This is a genomic window from Nocardioides sp. W7 (genome assembly GCF_022919075.1).
In the GTDB taxonomy this organism is placed as follows: domain Bacteria; phylum Actinomycetota; class Actinomycetes; order Propionibacteriales; family Nocardioidaceae; genus Nocardioides.
In genome coordinates this window covers 251,730-269,524 of sequence record NZ_CP095078.1, presented here as the reverse complement: position 1 = coordinate 269,524, position 17,795 = coordinate 251,730, and the positions used below count along the sequence as shown (strand labels likewise).

Annotated in this window: 16 protein-coding genes; 9 read left to right on the top strand and 7 right to left on the bottom strand. The window is 72.3% G+C overall.

Annotated features, from left to right (window positions below):
- The first annotated feature begins 81 nt into the window (after positions 1-81).
- The 7 genes from MUB56_RS01405 (at position 82) to MUB56_RS01375 (ending at position 6,232) form a co-directional block, all read left to right on the top strand.
- Positions 82-597, top strand: coding sequence for a hypothetical protein (locus MUB56_RS01405; RefSeq protein WP_244930132.1), 516 nt, complete (start codon positions 82-84; stop codon positions 595-597).
- Complete coding sequence (locus MUB56_RS01400) at positions 585-1,265, top strand: dihydrofolate reductase family protein (protein WP_244930131.1); 681 nt, start codon at positions 585-587, stop codon at positions 1,263-1,265. The genes MUB56_RS01405 and MUB56_RS01400 overlap by 13 nt, the downstream gene beginning before the upstream one ends.
- A gap of 52 nt (positions 1,266-1,317) precedes the next feature.
- Positions 1,318-2,715 carry a cytochrome ubiquinol oxidase subunit I gene (locus MUB56_RS01395; RefSeq protein WP_244930130.1) on the top strand — a complete coding sequence of 466 codons (1,398 nt, stop codon included), beginning with the start codon at positions 1,318-1,320 and terminating at the stop codon, positions 2,713-2,715.
- Positions 2,712-3,719 (top strand): cytochrome d ubiquinol oxidase subunit II, encoded by a 1,008-nt coding sequence (locus MUB56_RS01390; RefSeq protein WP_244930129.1) that lies wholly within the window; start codon positions 2,712-2,714, stop codon positions 3,717-3,719. The genes MUB56_RS01395 and MUB56_RS01390 overlap by 4 nt, the downstream gene beginning before the upstream one ends.
- A 156-nt stretch (positions 3,720-3,875) precedes the next feature.
- Positions 3,876-4,178 carry a GIY-YIG nuclease family protein gene (locus MUB56_RS01385; protein ID WP_244930128.1) on the top strand — a complete coding sequence of 101 codons (303 nt, stop codon included), beginning with the start codon at positions 3,876-3,878 and terminating at the stop codon, positions 4,176-4,178.
- 231 nt (positions 4,179-4,409) lie between these two features.
- Positions 4,410-5,168, top strand: a complete 759-nt coding sequence (locus MUB56_RS01380; protein ID WP_244930127.1) for an enoyl-CoA hydratase-related protein — start codon at positions 4,410-4,412, stop codon at positions 5,166-5,168.
- Positions 5,165-6,232, top strand: coding sequence for a phosphatase domain-containing protein (locus MUB56_RS01375; RefSeq protein WP_244930126.1), 1,068 nt, complete (start codon positions 5,165-5,167; stop codon positions 6,230-6,232). Before MUB56_RS01380 ends, MUB56_RS01375 begins: the two co-directional genes overlap by 4 nt.
- A gap of 154 nt (positions 6,233-6,386) precedes the next feature.
- Here MUB56_RS01375 and MUB56_RS01370 read toward each other — a convergent pair whose 3' ends face one another.
- The 4 genes from MUB56_RS01370 to MUB56_RS01355 form a co-directional block, all read right to left on the bottom strand.
- Entirely contained in the window at positions 6,387-7,112 is a 726-nt protein-coding gene (locus MUB56_RS01370; protein ID WP_244930125.1) for a helical backbone metal receptor, read from the bottom strand.
- Positions 7,113-7,122: 10 nt separating this feature from the next.
- Positions 7,123-7,617, bottom strand: coding sequence for a thioesterase family protein (locus tag MUB56_RS01365; RefSeq protein WP_244930124.1), 495 nt, complete (start codon positions 7,615-7,617; stop codon positions 7,123-7,125).
- A 323-nt stretch (positions 7,618-7,940) separates the two neighbouring features.
- Complete coding sequence (gene icmF / locus MUB56_RS01360; protein WP_244930123.1) at positions 7,941-11,156, bottom strand: fused isobutyryl-CoA mutase/GTPase IcmF; 3,216 nt, start codon at positions 11,154-11,156, stop codon at positions 7,941-7,943.
- 419 nt (positions 11,157-11,575) lie between these two features.
- Entirely contained in the window at positions 11,576-12,076 is a 501-nt protein-coding gene (locus tag MUB56_RS01355; protein WP_244930122.1) for a MarR family transcriptional regulator, read from the bottom strand.
- Between the two features lie 94 nt (positions 12,077-12,170).
- On the opposite strand from MUB56_RS01355, the gene MUB56_RS01350 reads away from it, so the two are divergent.
- Together MUB56_RS01350 and MUB56_RS01345 are read left to right on the top strand one after the other, a co-directional pair.
- Complete coding sequence (locus MUB56_RS01350; protein WP_244930121.1) at positions 12,171-13,121, top strand: LLM class flavin-dependent oxidoreductase; 951 nt, start codon at positions 12,171-12,173, stop codon at positions 13,119-13,121.
- A 37-nt stretch (positions 13,122-13,158) separates the two neighbouring features.
- Positions 13,159-13,788, top strand: coding sequence for a hypothetical protein (locus MUB56_RS01345; RefSeq protein WP_244930120.1), 630 nt, complete (start codon positions 13,159-13,161; stop codon positions 13,786-13,788).
- Here the strand turns inward: MUB56_RS01345 and MUB56_RS01340 are convergent.
- The 3 genes from MUB56_RS01340 to MUB56_RS01330 are packed head-to-tail and all read right to left on the bottom strand — an operon-like array spanning position 13,775 to position 17,770.
- On the bottom strand, positions 13,775-14,788 hold the full coding sequence (locus tag MUB56_RS01340) for a TIGR03617 family F420-dependent LLM class oxidoreductase (protein WP_244930119.1): 1,014 nt from the start codon (positions 14,786-14,788) through the stop codon (positions 13,775-13,777). The genes MUB56_RS01345 and MUB56_RS01340 overlap by 14 nt on opposite strands.
- Before the next feature lie 47 nt (positions 14,789-14,835).
- Positions 14,836-16,413 carry a fatty acyl-CoA synthetase gene (locus MUB56_RS01335; RefSeq protein ID WP_244930118.1) on the bottom strand — a complete coding sequence of 526 codons (1,578 nt, stop codon included), beginning with the start codon at positions 16,411-16,413 and terminating at the stop codon, positions 14,836-14,838.
- 10 nt (positions 16,414-16,423) lie between these two features.
- A complete protein-coding gene (locus MUB56_RS01330) occupies positions 16,424-17,770 on the bottom strand; it encodes an MFS transporter (RefSeq protein ID WP_244930117.1) in 1,347 nt (448 codons plus the stop codon).
- Between the last annotated feature and the right edge of the window lie 25 nt (positions 17,771-17,795).

Genomic DNA, 17,795 nt, shown 5'->3' with positions numbered 1-17,795 from the left:
GCTCGTTCCTCGCGGGCTACTCGATCACCGAACCCGGCGACGCCCGCTCGTTCCTCGGGGGCTACTCGATCACCGAGAGTCGTGCTCGTTCCCGGGGCGCTCGCGCTGCTGCCGGAGTACGCCGGCCTCTCCGACCCGGTGCTCGACCTGCGGCTGGCGTGCCTGGACGCGGTCACGTGGCTGGGGCCGGAGGTCGTCGTACTGGGTGATCCGCAGGGAATTCGGGTGGGTGAGGCCCTGCTGTCGGCTGCGGGGGTCTCGACACGCTCGGCCCTGGGGGGCCTCGCTGCTCAACCACCGGCTCGACCACCGGGGAGCTACCTCGTCGTCGGGAACGGGTCGGCGTGCCGGTCCGAGAAGGCGCCCGGCCACCTGGACGAGCGCTCCTTCGACTTCGACGACTCGCTGCGGGCGGCCCTGGTGTCGAGTGACACCGATTGGCCCCATTTCGCGCTCGGCAGGGGCCTTCTGGCGTCACTCGACGGGATCCGCGAGCTGTTCCGGCTGCTCCCGCCCGGGACCGAGGCGCAGGTGGACTACGACGACGACCCGTTCGGGGTGCAGTACTGGGTGATGAGGTGGACATGCGAGTTCTGATGGGTCTCGACGGGCTCGACCAACGGGGACCGGCGCCCGACCTCGACGAGGTGTACGCCGTCCCGCGGACGCCGTGGCTGCGGGCCAACATGATCAGCACCCTGGACGGCGCCGCGACCGGCTCGGACGGTCGCAGCGGGTCGATCGGCAACCCGGCCGACCGGCTGGTCTACGACACCCTGCGCCGGCTGGCCGACGCGATCGTGGTGGGCGCGGGGACAGCGCGTGCGGAGGAGTACGGGCCGGCCGACGTACCGATCGTGGTGGTGAGCCGGCGGGCGGAGGTGCCCCCGCTGCTGCGTGGTGCCGCGCCCGGCCGGGTGCTGCTCGCGACCTGCGCGAGCTCCGAGGGGATCGCCGCGGCACGCGAGCTGCTCGGTGACGAGCACGTCCTCGTCTGCGGCCAGCACCGCGTCGACCTGCGTCTCCTGCGCGGCCGACTGGTCGCGCGCGGCTGGTCGAGCCTGCTCGCCGAGGGTGGCCCGCACCTGCTCCGCGACCTGCTCGACCAGGGCGTCGTCGACGAGCTCTGCGCGACGATCGTGCCGCGACTGGTCGGCGGCGAGCATCCGGGGATCACCGTGGGCCCGCCGGTCGACGTACCCCTCGTGCTGACCAGCCTCCTCGAGGCGGACGGGACGCTGCTCGGCCGCTGGCAGACTTCGTGAAAGAATTCACAAACTCGCCGGAACCCCTGGTTCCCGGCGTACGGTCGTCAAGGTGGGCACGCCAGACCTCCTGACCTCCATCCTCGCGTCCGACCTCGCCGATCCGGCCGGTCTGATGCCGGCGCGACAGCAGATGGCACTGTCCCTGGGGTGGCACATCATCCTGGCCTGCTTCGGGGTGGCCTTCCCGGCGATCATCTTCACGATGCACCTCATCGGCATCCGCCGGAACGATCCCGACGCGCTGGTCCTGGCTCGCCGATGGGCCAAGGTCTCCGCCGTGCTGTTCGCGATCGGTGCGGTCTCGGGCACGGTGCTCAGCTTCGAGATGGGCCTGCTCTGGCCCGGCCTGATGGGCACGTACGGCGACGTGCTGGGACTGCCGTTCGCGTTCGAGGGACTGGCGTTCTTCCTCGAGGCGATCTTCCTCGGCATCTACCTCTACGGCTGGGGCCGGATGCCCCCGAAGCAGCACCTGCTGATGGTGCTGCCGATGGCCGTCACGGGCGTCATCGGCACCTTCTGCGTGATCGCCGTCAACGCCTGGATGAACGCACCCGTCGGCTTCGACGTCGTCGACGGCGAGGTGACGAACATCCGCCCCTGGGCGGTGCTCCTCAACCCGGACGCGTTCTGGCAGTTCCTGCACATGTGGGTCGCGGCCTACATGGTCGCCGGCTTCTCGATCGCCGCGGTGTACGCCGTCGGCATGCTCCGCGGCCGGCGCGACCGCCGGCACCGGCTCGGCTTCACCGTGGCCTTCGCGTTCGCGAGCGTCTCCGCGGTGCTGCAGCCGTTCGTCGGCCACCTGCTGGGTGGTCGGCTCGCCGTGACCCAGCCGGCCAAGCTCGCGGCGTTCGAGCTGGCGATGGAGACCGACGACGGACCGTCGCCGCTGCGGCTCGGCGGGCTGCTCGTCGACGGCGAGGTCCGATGGGCCATCGACATCCCGCGGCTGGGCTCGCTGATCGCCCGCAACTCCTTCACCGAGCCCGTCCAGGGGCTCGACACCATCCCGGCCGCCGACCACCCGCCGATCAACATCACCCACCTCGCCTTCCAGTCGATGGTCGGGATCGGCACCCTGCTGATGGTGGCCGTGCTGCTCTTCTGGTTCGCCCGCTGGCGCGGGCACGACCTGCTCGCCGGTCGCTGGTACCTCCGGTTCGTCGCCGTCTCGGGCGTGCTGGCGATCGTGGCGATGGAGGCCGGCTGGATCGCCACCGAGGTGGGCCGGCAGCCGTGGATCGTCTACGGGTTCATGCGCACCCCCGAGGCCGCGGGTGAGAACTCCGGCCTCTGGTGGCTCTACGGCGCGACGTTCGTCGTCTACACCGCGATGACGATCGGCGCGATCGTCGTACTCCGCTCGATGGCGCGGCGCTGGCGGGCCGGTGAGGAGGACCTCCCGAGCCCCTACGGCCCGCAGCTGCAGGAGACCGACCGATGACCCTGGAGATCGCGGTCGCCGCCGCGCTGTTCGCCGGCGTACTCGCCTATGCCCTCTTCGGCGGCGCCGATTTCGGGTCCGGCTTCTACGACCTGACCGCCGGCGGGCCGTCCCGCGGTGCCGAGCTCCGGACGCTGGTCGACCACAGCATCGGACCGGTCTGGGAGGCCAACCACGTCTGGCTGATCTACGTGCTCGTCACCTGGTGGACCGCGTTTCCCGAGTCGTTCGCCTCGACCATGTCGACGCTGATCCTGCCGATGCTGTTCGCGCTGCTCGGCATCGTGCTGCGCGGCTCGAGCTTCGCGTTCCGCAAGTACGCCGCCACGCTGACGCAGGCCCGGTTCTTCGGCGCCGTCTTCGCCCTGTCGTCGGTCGTCACGCCGTTCTTCTTCGGCACGATCGCTGGCGCGATCGCCTCCGGGCGGGTCCCGGCGTCCGGCCGGGGGGAGCTGATCGGGTCCTGGGTCAACCCCACCTCGCTCTTCGGCGGCGTGATCGCCGTCGGCACCTGCGCCTTCCTCGCCGGCTGCTTCCTGACCGCCGACGCCGCACGAGGCGGGTCGACGCGGCTCGCCGAGCAGCTCCGGGTGCGGACCCTGCTCGTCGGCCTGGCCACCGGCGCGGTCGTGCTCGGTGCCCTGGTGCCCCTGGAGCGCGACGCCCCGACGCTCGCCGACGGCCTGGAGACCCAGGCGGCCCCGCTCATCGTGCTGTCCTCCGTCGCCGGCGTCGGCACCCTCGTCCTGCTGGTCCGACGGCGGTACGCCGTCGCCCGGCTCACCGCCCTCGTCGCCGTCGCAGCGGTGGTCGCCGGCTGGGGCGTCGGCCAGTACCCCTGGCTGCTCGTCGACCAGGTCACCATCGAGGACGCCGCCGGCGCCGACGCCACCCTCGCCGCGCTCCTCGTCGCCGTCGGCATCGCCGCCGTCCTGGTCGTCCCCTCCCTCGCCTACCTCTACCGACTCACCCAGACCGAGGCCTGGACCCGCCCCCACCACTGACCACCGGTGGTCGAGCAGGAGGCGCGCCAGCGCCGACGTTGTCGAGACCCCCCGCACCCGACAAGCGACCTCGACCCGAAGCGCGGCGACCGACCTCCTCCACAACCACCCGACCCCGGAGTTTCAGCACCGCCTCGACGAGGGCACGCCACCTCCATGGCCTGGACCTACATCCTCGAGTGCGCCGACGGGTCGCTCTACGTCGGCAGCACGACCGACCTCGAACGACGCCTCACCGAGCACAGCTCCGGAGAGGGCGGCGCGGCGTACACCCGGCCTCGCCGGCGGCGGCCGGTCCGCCTGGTCTGGTCCGTGGAGGTCCAACGGATCGACAGCGCGTTCGCGCTGGAGAAGCAGATCCAGGGGTGGGGCCGCGCCAAACGGCTTGCGCTGATCGACGGGCGGCTCGATCAGCTGCCCGACCTGGCACGCGGACGGGATCGGGGACCGCAGGGATGAGTCGGTGGACGTCGGCGCTCGGGTGCGGGGGTCTCGACACCGTCGGGCGCAGAGCGCCCTCCTGCTCGACCACCGGGCGGGGGTCTCGACACCGTCGGGCGCAGAGCGCCCTCCTGCTCGACCACCGGGCGGGGGTCTCGACACCGTCGGGCGCAGAGCGCCCTCCTGCTCGACCACCGGGCGGGGGTTGCTCAACCACCGGATCGCCGGGTGGTGGGTAGCCTCCTCCGTGTGAGCGACGAACTGCTGGTCCGACGGACCCCGGGCGTGGTCGAGGTGACGTTCAACCGCCCGGAGCGGCGCAACGCCTTCACACGGGCGATGTACGCCGAGCTGCGCGAGCTGTGCGACGAGCTCCGCGCCGACGCCGACGTACGCGCCCTCGTGCTGCGCGGGGCCGGTGGGAAGGCGTTCGCGGCGGGCAACGAGATCAGCGACTTCGTCGACGCCGACGCGGTCGCCTACGAGGGCTGGATCCGCGAGCTGCTGGAGGAGCTGTTCGCCCTCCCGCAGGTCACGGTCGCGGCCGTCGACGGGGTGTGCGTCGGCGGCGGGCTGGCCGTCGCGTCCCACTGCGACCTGCGGCTGGCGACGCCGGGCAGCAGGTTCGGCTACCCGATCGCGCGCACCCTGGGCAACGCGCTCTCCGCCTCGATCGTCTACCGCACCGCCGCCGTCTTCGGGGAGGCGCTGACCCGCGAGATGCTGCTCGCGTCCCGGCTCGTCGACGCCGACCGGGCGTACGCCGTCGGCGCGCTGCTCGCGGTCGTCGACGACCTGGACGCCGAGCTCGCCGTACTCCTCGACGGGATCCGGGCCGCCTCCGGCGTGACCCTGCGGACCACCAAGGCGCAGCTGCTCTCCCGGGCCCGGGTCGCCGAGGCCGCGCCGCGCGACGACGAGGCGATGCTGCGCGACGTCTACACCGGACCGGACTTCGCGGAGGGGGTGCGGGCCTTCCTCTCGAAGGAGAAGCCCGCCTTCCGATGAGCCGGGCCCGCTCGATCCTCGGCGCCCTCGAGCGGCGCTGGGACAGCGCGCGCCGGGCCCGCTGGGGCGACAAGCTCCCGCGCGACTTCCGGATCGTCGCGTACGTCGGCCACGGCCGCGCCCATCCGTTGGTCATCGGCCCCGCCATCGTCCGCGGCCGGGTGCTCGACGACGCCGAGCCCGCGGAGACCATCGTGGGCGAGAGTCCCTGGGCGGCGGTACGACGCAGCGTCGCCGGCTTCCTGACGACCGAGCTGCCGGGCGTGCACCTGCGGATCGAGGTCGGTGGCGGCGCCGTCGAGACGTTCACCGACGGGGACGGCTACTTCCAGGCCGAGCTGGACGACTCCGTGCTGGAGTCGCCGTGGACCGAGGGCACGGTGACGTTGGCCTCGCCGTACCGCGGGGTCGAGCAGGCCAGCGCCGTCGCCCGGATCCGGGTCGACGACGGACGAGCCGAGCTGGGGGTGATCTCCGACGTCGACGACACGATCCTGGTGACCGGCGTGCAGCGGACCGGGACGATGATCCGCCAGACCCTGACCGGCTCGGCGCTGACCCGGACGTCGTTCGCGGGTGCGCCCGAGCTCTACCGGGCGCTGGCCGGAGCGGACCTCCGCAACCCGTTCTTCTACATCTCCTCCAGCCCGTGGAACCTGCACGACTTCCTGCTCGGCTTCCTCGCCCACCGGGGCTTCCCGGCCGGCCCGGTGCTGCTGCGCGACCTGGTGACCGGCGGGCACAAGCGCGACCGGATCCACGAGGTGCTGACCCTCCACCCCGACCTGCAGTTCGTGCTGATCGGCGACTCCGCCGAGCACGACCCGGCGATCTACGCCGAGACGGTCCGCCGCTACCCCGGCCGGATCCTCGCTGTGTGCATCCGCGAGGTGCGCCTGGACCCCTTCGACGGACGGGTCGAGGCGGTCCTGAAGATCTGGGACGAGTCGGTCCCGTTCGTGCTCGCCCCCGACTCCGCCGCCATGGCGCGGGAGCTGGCGCGGCTGGGGCTGCTGAGCGGCCCGGACCTCGCTGCGGTCGTGGCTGCGGCGAGCGACGACTGAGCGGCGGTCGGTCCGCCTCCTGCTCGACCACCGGGAGCACCGGGGGAGGCGTAACGCGGGTGGGTCGGGGTCGTTGATCGAGGTACGAGCGTGGGCGGTGCCTCGAGGCCCGTGGGGGTGATCTCGACGCACCGCCTCGCTCGGCCAGCGTCCGTCAGTCGGCCGCGCGGGACAGCGAGGCGTGGGCCTCGACCAGCGACGGGCCGTACCAGGTCAGCAGTCGGCCGCTGACCAGCTCGGCCGGGACGGCGAAGACACCGTCGGCGGCGGAGAAGGCGTACGGCTCGTCGGGCAGCAGTACGACGTCCGCTCCGCAGGAGTCGATGTCGTCGACCGACACGTGCGGGTAGCGGTCCGCGTGCGAGCCGAAGACGTTCTCGAGACCGAGCCGGTGGGCCAGGTCGCCGGCGAACGTGCGGGAGCCGACGACCATCCACGGATCGCGCCAGATCGGGATCGCGACCCGGCGGCGTACCGGTGGGAGCGGGCCGCGCCACAGCTCGCGCGCGATCGCGAGCCAGGGCGGCCGCGGCCAGTCGAGCACGTCGTCGAAGAGCTCCTCGAAGCAGGCGATCGCCTGCGGCACGGTCTCGACCACCGTGACGTGGACGCGTACGCCGGCGTCGCGCAGCCGTCGTACGTCGAGCTCGCGGTTCTCCTCCCGGTTGGCGATCACCAGGTCGGGGGAGAGGGCGCGGATGGCGGCCAGGTCGGGGTTCTTGGTGCCCCGGACCCGGGTGAGCGGCTCCCGTCGATCGAGCTCGTCGAGATTCGCCGGGTGGGTGCACCAGTCGGTCGCGCCGACCAGCGCCTCGGGCCGGACGCTCGCCAGCGCCTCGGTGATCGAGGGCACCAGCGAGACGACGCGCCGCGCGCTCATCGCAGGAGGGTCATCGCAGGGCGATGGACCCCGACAGCATCGGCTCGAACGACAGCTTCTCGTGCTCGGCGACCCGGGCGTCGACCAGCGCGGCGACGTCCTCCGGCCACGGCGAGGTCTTGCGGGTGGTCATGTCGATGTGGAGGAAGATCTCCTCCATCACGTAGCTCAGCTGCTTGCGGGTCTCGTCGACCAGGTAGACGACCGCATGGATCGCGCGCTCCGAGCGGCCGATCAGCCGCACCCGGACCGACACGGTGTCGCCGGTGAGCAGCTCGTTGACGTAGGTCAGGTGGTGCTCGGCGGAGAAGACCGCGAAGCCCCGGTCGACCCAGTTGGTCGGGATGCCGACCTCGGTGAGCGAGTCGTCCAGGCCCTCGCTCGCGATGCCCACGTAGTGGCGCACGTTCATGTGCCCGTTGATGTCCTCGAAGGCCACCGGCACGCGGCGCTCACTGTAGGCGGGGAGGTCGGCCAGCTGGTCGTACGTCGGCAGGGTGGTCACGACCGTGAGATTAGCGGTGCCCGGCATCACACGTTGAGTCGGGCCTGCCGGCGGTTGAGTCGGGATTCCCGGCGGTTGAGTCCGCCGGCCCGCGGGGTGGTCTCGATACGCCCCGCTCGTTCCTCGCGGGGCTACTCGACCGTCGAGGTGGGTGTCGTTCCTCGCGGGGCCACTCGACCGACGAGCTGGGTGTCGTTCCTCGTGGGGCTACTCGACCGTCGAGCTGGGTGTCGTTCCTCGCGGGGCTACTCGACCGTCGAGCTGGGTGTCGTTGGTCGAGTAGCGAGCGCCAGCGAGCGTATCGAGACCCGGCGTCCAGGGGCTCAGACGTTGCGGCGGTAGGCGCCGCCGACCTCGAAGAACGCCTCCGTCACCTGACCGAGCGAGCAGACCCGCGCGGCGTCCATGAGGACGGCGAAGACGTTCTCGCCGGAGGTCGCGGCCTCCTTCAGCCGGGCCAGCGCGGCCGCCGCCTCGTCGGTGTGGGTGGCCTGGAAGTCACGGACCCGGGTCAGCTGCGACTCCTTCTCCGCCGACGTCGCGCGGGCGAGCTCGACGTGGTCGGGGGTGCCGTCGTCGCCACCGGGCTTGCGGAACGTGTTGACGCCGATGATCGGCAGCGAGCCGTCGTGCTTGCGGTGCTCGTAGAGCATCGACTCGTCCTGGATCCGGCCGCGCTGGTAGCCGGTCTCCATCGCGCCCAGTACGCCGCCGCGCGCGTTGATGGCGTCGAACTCCGCGAGCACGGCCGTCTCCACCAGGTCGGTGAGCTCGTCGATGATGAACGAGCCCTGGAGCGGGTTCTCGTTCATCGCCAGGCCCCACTCGCGGTTGATGATCAGCTGGATGGCCAGGGCGCGGCGTACCGACTCCTCACCCGGGGTGGTCACGGCCTCGTCGTAGGCGTTGGTGTGCAGGCTGTTGGCGTTGTCGTAGATCGCGATCAGCGCCTGCAGGGTGGTGCGGATGTCGTTGAAGTCCATCTCCTGTGCGTGCAGGGAGCGGCCGGACGTCTGCACGTGGTACTTCAGCTTCTGCGAGCGCTCGCCGGCGCCGTACCTGTCGCGCATCGCGACCGCCCAGATCCGGCGGGCGACGCGGCCGATGACGGAGTACTCCGGGTCCATGCCGTTGGAGAAGAAGAACGACAGGTTGGGTGCGAAGTCGTCGATGTCCATGCCGCGCGCGAGGTAGGCCTCGACGTAGGTGAAGCCGTTGGCCAGGGTGAAGGCGAGCTGGCTGATGGGGTTCGCCCCGGCCTCGGCGATGTGGTAGCCGGAGATGCTCACCGAGTAGAAGTTGCGCACCCCCTGCTCGATGAACCACTCCTGGATGTCGGCCATGCAGCGCAGACTGAACTCGGTGGAGAACAGGCAGGTGTTCTGGCCCTGGTCCTCCTTGAGGATGTCGGCCTGCACGGTGCCGCGGACGGTGCGCAGTGCTTCGGCCGGCGCGATGCCACGCTCGCGGGCCTGGTCCATCACGGTGTTGAGGTAGAAGGCGAGCACCGTCGGCGCCGGGCCGTTGATGGTCATGCTGACCGAGGTCGTCGGGGAGAGCAGGTCGAAGCCGTCGTACAGCTGCTTCATGTCGTCGAGCGTCGCGACGCTCACCCCCGACGTGCCGACCTTGCCGTAGATGTCGGGGCGCTCGTCGGGGTCGCGGCCGTAGAGCGTCACCGAGTCGAAGGCGGTGCTCAGCCGGGTCGCCTCGTTGCCCTCCGAGAGCAGCTTGAAGCGGCGGTTCGTGCGGGCCGGGTCGCCCTCGCCGGCGAACATCCGGGCCGGGTCCTCGCCCTCACGCTTGAACGGGAAGACGCCCGCGGTGAACGGGAAGAAGCCGGGCAGGTTCTCCCGGCGGAAGAACCGGACCAGCTCGCCGTGGTCGGTGAAGCGGGGTACGGCGACCCGCGGCACGACGTTGCCCGAGAGCGACTCGCGGCCGGGCTTCTCGGCGTACGCCTGGACGACGGAGGGCCACTGCTCGAGCTGCGCGCGGAGCTCGGGCGGGACGAGGGTCTCGATACGCTCGCTGGCGCTCGCTACTCGACCAGCGAGGTCGGCGAGGTCGGCGGGGTCGGCGTCGTCCTCGTTGGTCGAGTAGCCCTCGCGAGGGACGAGCGAGGGCGTATCGAGACCCGCCAGCTCGTCGGCCACCAGCCGGAACGCCTGAGCCTGGCGGGCGGCGGCGGCCAGCTCCTCGGTGCGGGCGTGGTAGCCGCGCACGGCCTCGGTGATCTCGGCCAGGTAGCGGACCCGCTCCTGCGGGACGACCGCGCGGATGCCGGAGGAGTGCTTGACGTCGACCGGCTCCAGGGTGCCCTCGCCGAGCGGCAGGCCCTGGTCGCCGAGCAGGCCGCGCAGGTGCTGGTAGAGCGCGGTGACGCCGTCGTCGTTGAAGGTCGCGGCGCTGGTGCCGAAGACCGGCATGTCGGTGGGCTGCTGGCCGAAGGCCTCGCGGTTGCGGACCAGCTGGCGCCCCACGTCGCGCAGCGCGTCCTGCGCGCCGCGGCGCTCGAACTTGTTGATCGCCACGACGTCGGCGAAGTCGAGCATGTCGATCTTCTCCAGCTGCGAGGCGGCGCCGAACTCCGGCGTCATCACGTAGAGCGCCGTGTCGACGAACGGCACGATCGCGGCGTCGCCCTGGCCGATGCCGGGGGTCTCGACGACGACCAGGTCGAAGCCGGCGGCCTTCAGGACGGTGATCACGTCGGCGAGCTGGGCGGGGATCTCGTGCGCGCCGCGGGTGGCGAGGCTGCGGAAGAAGACCCGGTCGCCGTCGAGGGCGTTCATCCGGATCCGGTCGCCGAGCAGCGCCCCGCCGCCCTTGCGCCGGGTCGGGTCGACGGCCACCACCGCGACCCGCAGCTTGTCCTGCTGGTCGACGCGGATGCGTCGTACGAGCTCGTCGGTGAGGGAGGACTTGCCGGACCCGCCGGTGCCGGTGATGCCGAGGACCGGCGCGTGGCTGCGGCCGGCGGCGTCGCTCAGCGCGGCGAGTACGTCGGCGGGCAGCCGGCCCTGCTCGGCGGCGGTGATCGCGCGGGCGATGGCGAACCGGTCGCCGCTGAGCACCTGCTCGGCGCCGACCTGCTTGGCCGCCCACAGGTCGGTGTCGCAGCTCTTCACGACCGAGTTGATCATCCCGACCAGGCCCATCCGCTGGCCGTCCTCGGGGGAGAAGATGGTGACGCCGGAGCTGCGCAGCCGCTCGATCTCGTCGTGCACGATCACGCCGCCACCGCCGCCGACGACCTGCACGTGGTCGGCGCCCTGGGCCCGCAGCGACTCGACGAGGTACTCGAAGTACTCCACGTGCCCGCCCTGGTACGACGACACCGCGACCCCCTGGACGTCCTCCTCCAGTGCGGCGTCGACGACCTCCTGCACGGAGCGGTTGTGACCGAGGTGCACGACCTCGCAGCCCTGGCTCTGGAAGATCCGCCGCATGATGTTGATCGAGGCGTCGTGGCCGTCGAACAGGCTGCTCGCGGTGACGAGCCGGACGGGGTGCTGGGGTACGTGCAGGTCGGTCATTGGCTGCCTTCGGGGAAGATTGGATGTCCAACTATTCGATGGTAGGACGTCCAGGCTTTACGGGGAAGTAGCCGGGGGTGGGAGTCACCTGAGTCCCAGGTTCATCACGGTATGCAGATCAGTTGGCAGTTCCCACGGTGGGTACGCCGTGGGGAGTGCGGGCTCGTCTGCATACCGTGATGAACCTGCGAGCGCTCCCCCACACATACTCGATTTAGATGACGACGCCGGCTGCTCGTCGCCCTACCGTCGAAGACAGGGTGTCCGACGGTCACCGGGTGTGGCGGGCAGTTCTGGAGGGAGCGGCTCGTCACGGGCGACCTGCGATCGTCGGCCCTACTGGCCGGCTCCGGGGTTCCGCGTTTCCCGTGGTACGAGCTCCGGAGCCGGCCGTTCAACGCGACCTGGCCGTCGTCGCCTCAGTCGACCAGGTCGCCGGCGTCCGCCCGAACGGCGCCGAGGAGCTCGGTCAGCGCGGCCACCTGCTCGGCGCTGATCCCGGGCCGCTCGAAGACCTGGCCGTTGAGCCCGTCGGTGGCGGTCTCGACGACCGCTCGGCCGGCGTCGGTGATCGAGGCGACGATGACCCGGCGGTCGTCGCTGCGGCGTACCCGCTCGACGTACCCCTGTCGCTCGAGGCGGTCGACGGCGCTCGTGACGCTGGTCGGGTGCACCTGGAGCAGCGACCCGAGCCGGGTCATCGGCATCCCGCCGGCCGAGGAGAACGACAGCAGCCGCAGCACCTCGTAGCGGGCGAAGGTCAGCCCGAGCGGGCGGAGCACCGCGTCGATGCGCTCCATCAGCAGCTGCTGGACCCGTACGACGGAGGTCACCATCGCCATGCCGTCGGCGGCGTCGGCCCAGCCGTGGCGGGTCCACTGCCGGTGCGCCTCACGGATCGGGTCGCGGTCGGGGCTCACGGTCGACAGCGTAGGCGGACGCGAACCCCGGTCCGACGACCTGCGCGGTGACGACCCCTGAGGTCGCCGATCCCGGTCACCGGAATGTGGGCCGGTGACGGGCCCGAGGGCCCGCGGCCCGTGCCAGGGTGACGGCGTGCAGGTGGGGATGACGCTGCCCGTGATGGAGCCGGACCTGTGGGTGACGGACGGTGTCCTGGAGACGTGGGCCCGGGCGATCGACGAGGGACCGTTCTCGTCGGTGTGCTTCGGGGAGCGGATGGCCTTCGACAACCCCGAGACGCTGACCCTGCTCGGCGCGGTCGCCGCCTGGACCCGGCGGGTGCGGATCGCGACCACCGTCGTCGTACCCCAGCTGCACGACCCGGTGCTGCTCGCCAAGGCCCTCGCGACCGGCGACCGGCTCAGCGGCGGCCGGCTCAGCGTCGGGCTGGGCGTGGGCGGCCGGGTCGAGGACTACCTCGCGGTCGGCGCGGACCCGGTGACCCAGCGGATGCGCGAGCTGGGGGAGCGGGCCGCCGAGATGCGGCGGGTCTGGAGCGGGGAGCGGGTCGGCGAGGGGGTCGGACCGGTCGGGCCGCCCCCGGTGCGGGCCGGGGGTCCGGAGCTGCTCGTCGGGACGACCGGTCCGAGGACGATCCGGTACGCCGCCGGGTGGGCCGACGGGCTCGCGGGCGTCACCCTCGACCTGTCCACGCAGGGCGTCGGTCGGCTGTTCGACCTGGCCCGGGTCTCCTGGGCCGAGGCGGGCCGGCCGGCACCCCGGCTGACGACGTCGTTCTGGTTCGCCCTGGAGGAGACCTCGGGTGGCCAGGCCCGAGCGCAGGTGCACCGGCACCTGCGCCACTACCTGAGCTGGCTGCCGGCCGACCTCGTCGACGCGATGGCCCCGACGACCGGCTTCGCCGGCACCGTGCCCGAGCTGATCGCGCTGCTGCGCCGCTTCGAGGACCTCGGCGCCGACGAGGTCCAGCTGATCCCCACCAGCGCCGACCCCGCCCAGGTGGCGATCGTCGCCGAGGCCGTGGGCAAAACTCTCGGTTGACCAAGTGCGGAGGGCGGGGTCGCCCTACCGTGTGCGGATGCGCAACGACTGGGTCCCCGCCTCCGCGGCGCTGCTCGTCACCGGGGCCATGGCGCTGGCTCTCGCCTCGCTGCTGACGCCGACCGGCTCCAGCGGCTCGGAGACGCTCCGGATGGTCCGCGAGGACGACAGCCGCTGGCTGGCCGTGTCCGCGATCTACTTCCTCGCCGCCGCGATGCTCATCATCGGTCTGCCCACCTTGCTCGTCCTGGTCCCGGACCGGGGGCGGTACGTCGGCATGGCCGCCATGGTCTCGCTTGCCGTCGGCTTCATCGGCATCGCCGGTTACGCGATGCTGCTGGCCTTCTTCCGGGCCCTGGCCGTCACCGACGCGATCCGCGACGACAGCATCGACGCCGTCTCGGAGGAGACGGGGCTGCGGGTCTTCCTCTACGGCTGGATCGTGGCGTTCTGCCTCGGCGAGCTGCTGCTCGCCGCGGCGCTGCTGCGGGCCGGTTCGGTGCCGATCTGGGTGCCGCTGCTGATGCTGCTGCACGTGGTGACGATCCCGCTCAACCCGCTGCTGCCCGACAACGTATCGAGGGCCACGATCCTGGCCTTCGCGCTGGCCCTCGCCGCCACGGGCATCCGGGGCGCGAACCCGGCCCCGGCGCTCAGACCGCGCTGAGCGCTCGGAGGGCCGTCGCCAGCTCGCCCACCTGGGCGAGCGGGGCGTCGTACCCCGGGAAGTAGCAGCAGACCCGCTCGGCCACCCCGCCGAAACGGCGGCCGATCTCGGCGGCGCACTCCTCCGGGGTGCCGCGCACGCCGATCGTCGCGACCATCTCGTCGGTGACCAGCGCCATCATCGCGGCGATGTCGCCCTGCTTGGACAGCGCGTTCAGCTCGGGCTGCAGGTCGCCCCAGCCCTCGACGTCCAGGACGGAGCGGTACGCCGGGGTCGAGCCGTAGAACGCCAGCAGCCCCCGGACCCCGAGGGTGGCCGCCTCGAGCTCGGCCGGGGTGCGACCCATCGCCAGGATCGCCTGCGGGAAGATCCCGACCGCCTCGCGCCCGGACCGCTCCAGCCCCTCCTGGACGGCCGGCAGCGTGCGCTCGACGAAGTGGCGGCGGCTGTGGAACGGCATCACCAGCAGCCCGTCGGCGACCTCCGCGGCGGTCCGGGTCATCACCGGTCCGAGTGCGCCGAGCAGTACGGGCGGGGCGCCGTACGGGTTCGGGCCGGGGACGAAGGTCGGCGGCATCAGCGTGTGCTGGGTGTGCTCGCCGCGGAACTCCAGCGGGGTGCCGTGCTGCCAGGAGCCGAGGATCGCCTTGACCGCGCCGACGATCTCCCGCATCCGCGCGGCGGGCGGCGACCAGGTGGCGCCGTACCGCTTCTCGATGTGCGGGCGGATCTGTGACCCCAGCCCGAGCCGGAAACGGCCCTTCGACATCAGCTGCAGGTCCCAGGCGGTGTGCGCCAGGTGCATGGGGGAGCGCGGCATCGCGATGGCGACGTTGGTCATCAGGTCGGTGTCGACCACGCCGGCGGCGGCCGCCAGCGGCAGGAAGACGTCGTGCGGGCCCTCGAAGGTGAACAGGCCGTCGACCCCCGCGGCGACCAGCTCGCGGGCCCGGTCGGCGGCCAGGTCGGGGCGGGCATCGAGCTGGACGTCGAGGAGCATGGCCAGATCCTTACCCGGGGTGCGGCGAAACGCGGTGAGCGTCCCGGTCAGTCGTCGTCGGCGGCCAGGTCGGCGTGCGCGTCGCGGAGCTGGCGCTTGAGGATCTTGCCGGACGGGTTCTTGGGCAGCGCGTCGGCGACGACGACGTACTTGGGGGCCTTGTAGCCGGCCAGGACGCCGCGCGCGTGGTCGAGCACGGCCGCCGGCGTGAGCTCCGCTCCCGGCCGGGGTACGACGACCGCCGCGACCGCCTCGACCCAGCGCGGGTGGCTGATGCCGAAGACGGCGACCTCGGCGACCCCGTCGAGGGTGTAGATCGCCTCCTCGACCTCGCGGCTGGCGACGTTCTCGCCGCCGGTCTTGATCATGTCCTTCTTGCGGTCGACGACGTAGAGCCGGCCGCCGTCGTCGACGTACCCGAGGTCCCCGGAGTGGAACCAGCCGCCGCGGAACGCCTCGGCGGTCTTCGCCTCGTCGCGGTGGTAGCCGAGTGTCGCGTGCGGGGAGCGGTGCACGATCTCGCCGACGGTCCCGGCCGGGACCTCGCGGTCGGTGTCGTCGACGATCCGGGTCTCGACGTTGAGCGCGGCGCGGCCCGCGGAACCCGGGTGGGTCAGCTGCTCGTCGGGGCCCAGGATCGTGGCCAGCGGCGCCATCTCGGTCTGGCCGTAGAAGTTCCACAGCGCGACGTCCGGGAGTCGCCGCTGGATCTCCTTGAGCACCTCGACCGGCATCGGCGACGCGCCGTAGTAGCCCTTGCGCAGGCTGGACAGGTCGGCGTCGTCGAAGCCTTCCGCGCGGAGCAGGGCGATCCACACGGTCGGCGGCGCGAAGAACTTGGTCACCCGGTGCTCCTCGATCGCGCGCAGGATCGCGGCCGGGTCCGGGCCGGGCAGCACGATGCTGGTCGCACCGAGGTAGACGTCGACGCCGAGGAAGCAGTCCAGCTGCGCGCAGTGGTAGAGCGGCAGGGTGTGCAGCTCGACGTCGTCGGCGCTCATCGAGCCGTCGAGCGCGCAGGAGACGTACTGCCACAGCAGCGCGCGGCTGGTCAGCACCGCGCCCTTCGGGCGCGACTCGGTGCCGGAGGTGAACATCATCCGCACCGGGTCGTCGTCGCCGACAGGGACGTACGGCGGGCGGCCGGCGTGGTCGAACCACTCCTGCGCGTCCGGCCAGTGGCCGCCCCCGATGCCGGCGCGCACCCGCACGCTGCCCTTCGTCGCCGCCGCGAGGGCCGCCTCGGCGGTGTCCAGCAGCGCCGCCTCGACGACGAACGCCGCCGCCTCGGAGTGGTCGAGGATGAACGCGATCTCGTCGCCGCCGAGCATGAAGTTGACCGGCACCAGCACCACGCCGACCCGGGCCGCGGCGAAGTTCAGCACCGCGAACTGCCAGCAGTTGTGGCTCAGCAGGGCCAGCCGGTCGCCTTTCACCAGTCCCTGCTCGACCAGCGCGGCGGCGGCCCGGTCGACCACCTCGTCGAGCTCGCGGAACGTGAACCGCTGCTCGCCGTCGACCAGTGCGAGCTTGTCGGGTGAGCGCCGCGCCGTACGACGGGGGAGGTCGCCGAGGCTGTGCTGGCGGGCGTGCTGGACGTCGCTCTCGAGGTCGGTGTGGGCCACGTCACCCACCCTAGGCGCGGCGGGCCAGCACCGTGGCCGCGGCCGCGGCCACCACCCAGACGCCGGCCACCGTCAGCAGCGCGCCGCGGAACCCCACCTCGCCCGGACCGCCGCCGTACACGGTCATCAGCGCGACGCTGCTGGCACTGCCGACCGAGAAGCCGACGTAGCGCAGCACCTGGTTGAACGCCATCGCGCTGCCGGTCTCGGCGCGCGGCACGTGCGGCACCATCAGCGCCGCCAGCGAGGAGAAGGTGAAGCCGCTGCCGAGGCCGCCGACGGCCATGCAGGCGAGCACCTGCCAGAGGTGGTCGTGCTCGAAGGCCAGCAGCACGGTCGCGGCGAGGAAGACCAGGCAACCGGTCGGGAGCAGCACCGCGTCGCCGAAGCGCCGGCCGACCGCCTGCGCGAGCCGGCTGCCGGCGACGCTCATGACCGAGTACGGGACGAGGATCAGGCCGGCGACGGTCACCGGCGCGCCGAGCCCCCAGCCGGGCACGTCGGACTGCACGATCACGATCACCAGGGTCAGCAGGCTGTACATCCCCACGCCCGCCACGAACGCCACCAGGTTCGGGCCCGCGAGACCGGGACGCACGGCGAGCCGGAGGTCGACGAGCGGATGGGTGCTGCGCAGGGTCCGGCGGACCCAGGCCGCGAGGAGGAGGACCCCGGCGGCGGCCGCGGCCGTCGTACGCCCCGACGTCCAGCCCCAGGTCTCGCCGCGGCTCACCGCGAGCAGGACGCCCACCAGGCCGAGCCCGACCAGCGCGGCCGCCGGCCAGTCGACCGGGCTCGGCTCCTCGCCCTCCGTGCGGGGCACGAAGGCCCAGGCCATCAGCACGGTGACGGCGGTCAGGGCGGTGCCGAGCCAGTACGCCGCCGCGAGCCCCCAGCTCTGCGCCACCAGTGCCGTCAGCGGGTAGCCGAGGCCGGCACCCGCCACCGTCGACACCGACAGGAACGCGAGCACGGCCGGGAGCCGGTGGCCGCTCCACACGTCGCGGGCGACGGCGAACGCCAGCGGCACCAGCGCGAGCCCGACCCCCTGCAGGGTCCTGCCCACGAGGAGGGACGGCAGGCCGAACGGCAGTGCCGCGAGCGTCGTCCCCGCGCTGACCGCGAGCAGGCCCGCGAGGATCGTCGGGCGCCGCAGCCGCCCGCTCCCGAACCGGCCCACGACGGGCGTGCTGACCGCCCCCGCGACCAGGGTCGCGGTGAGCGTCCACTGCGCGTCCTCGAGGGGTACGTCGAGGTCGGCCGCGATCTCCGGCACCAGCGGGGCGCCGAGGCTGCTGACCACGGCCGTGACCGTCGTGATCAGGACCAGGGTCACGAACGTGAGTCGCCTGGTCACTCCGCGACGCTAGCCGCCCGGGTCC

Coding starts and splice junctions, on each gene's coding strand:
- MUB56_RS01400 (WP_244930131.1), top strand. CDS start 585: ATGCGAGTTCTGATGGGTCTCGACGGGCTCGACCAACGGGGACCGGCG.
- MUB56_RS01390 (WP_244930129.1), top strand. CDS start 2,712: ATGACCCTGGAGATCGCGGTCGCCGCCGCGCTGTTCGCCGGCGTACTC.
- MUB56_RS01385 (WP_244930128.1), top strand. CDS start 3,876: ATGGCCTGGACCTACATCCTCGAGTGCGCCGACGGGTCGCTCTACGTC.
- MUB56_RS01375 (WP_244930126.1), top strand. CDS start 5,165: ATGAGCCGGGCCCGCTCGATCCTCGGCGCCCTCGAGCGGCGCTGGGAC.
- MUB56_RS01370 (WP_244930125.1), bottom strand. CDS start 7,112: ATGAGCGCGCGGCGCGTCGTCTCGCTGGTGCCCTCGATCACCGAGGCG.
- icmF (WP_244930123.1), bottom strand. CDS start 11,156: ATGACCGACCTGCACGTACCCCAGCACCCCGTCCGGCTCGTCACCGCG.
- MUB56_RS01345 (WP_244930120.1), top strand. CDS start 13,159: ATGCGCAACGACTGGGTCCCCGCCTCCGCGGCGCTGCTCGTCACCGGG.
- MUB56_RS01340 (WP_244930119.1), bottom strand. CDS start 14,788: ATGCTCCTCGACGTCCAGCTCGATGCCCGCCCCGACCTGGCCGCCGAC.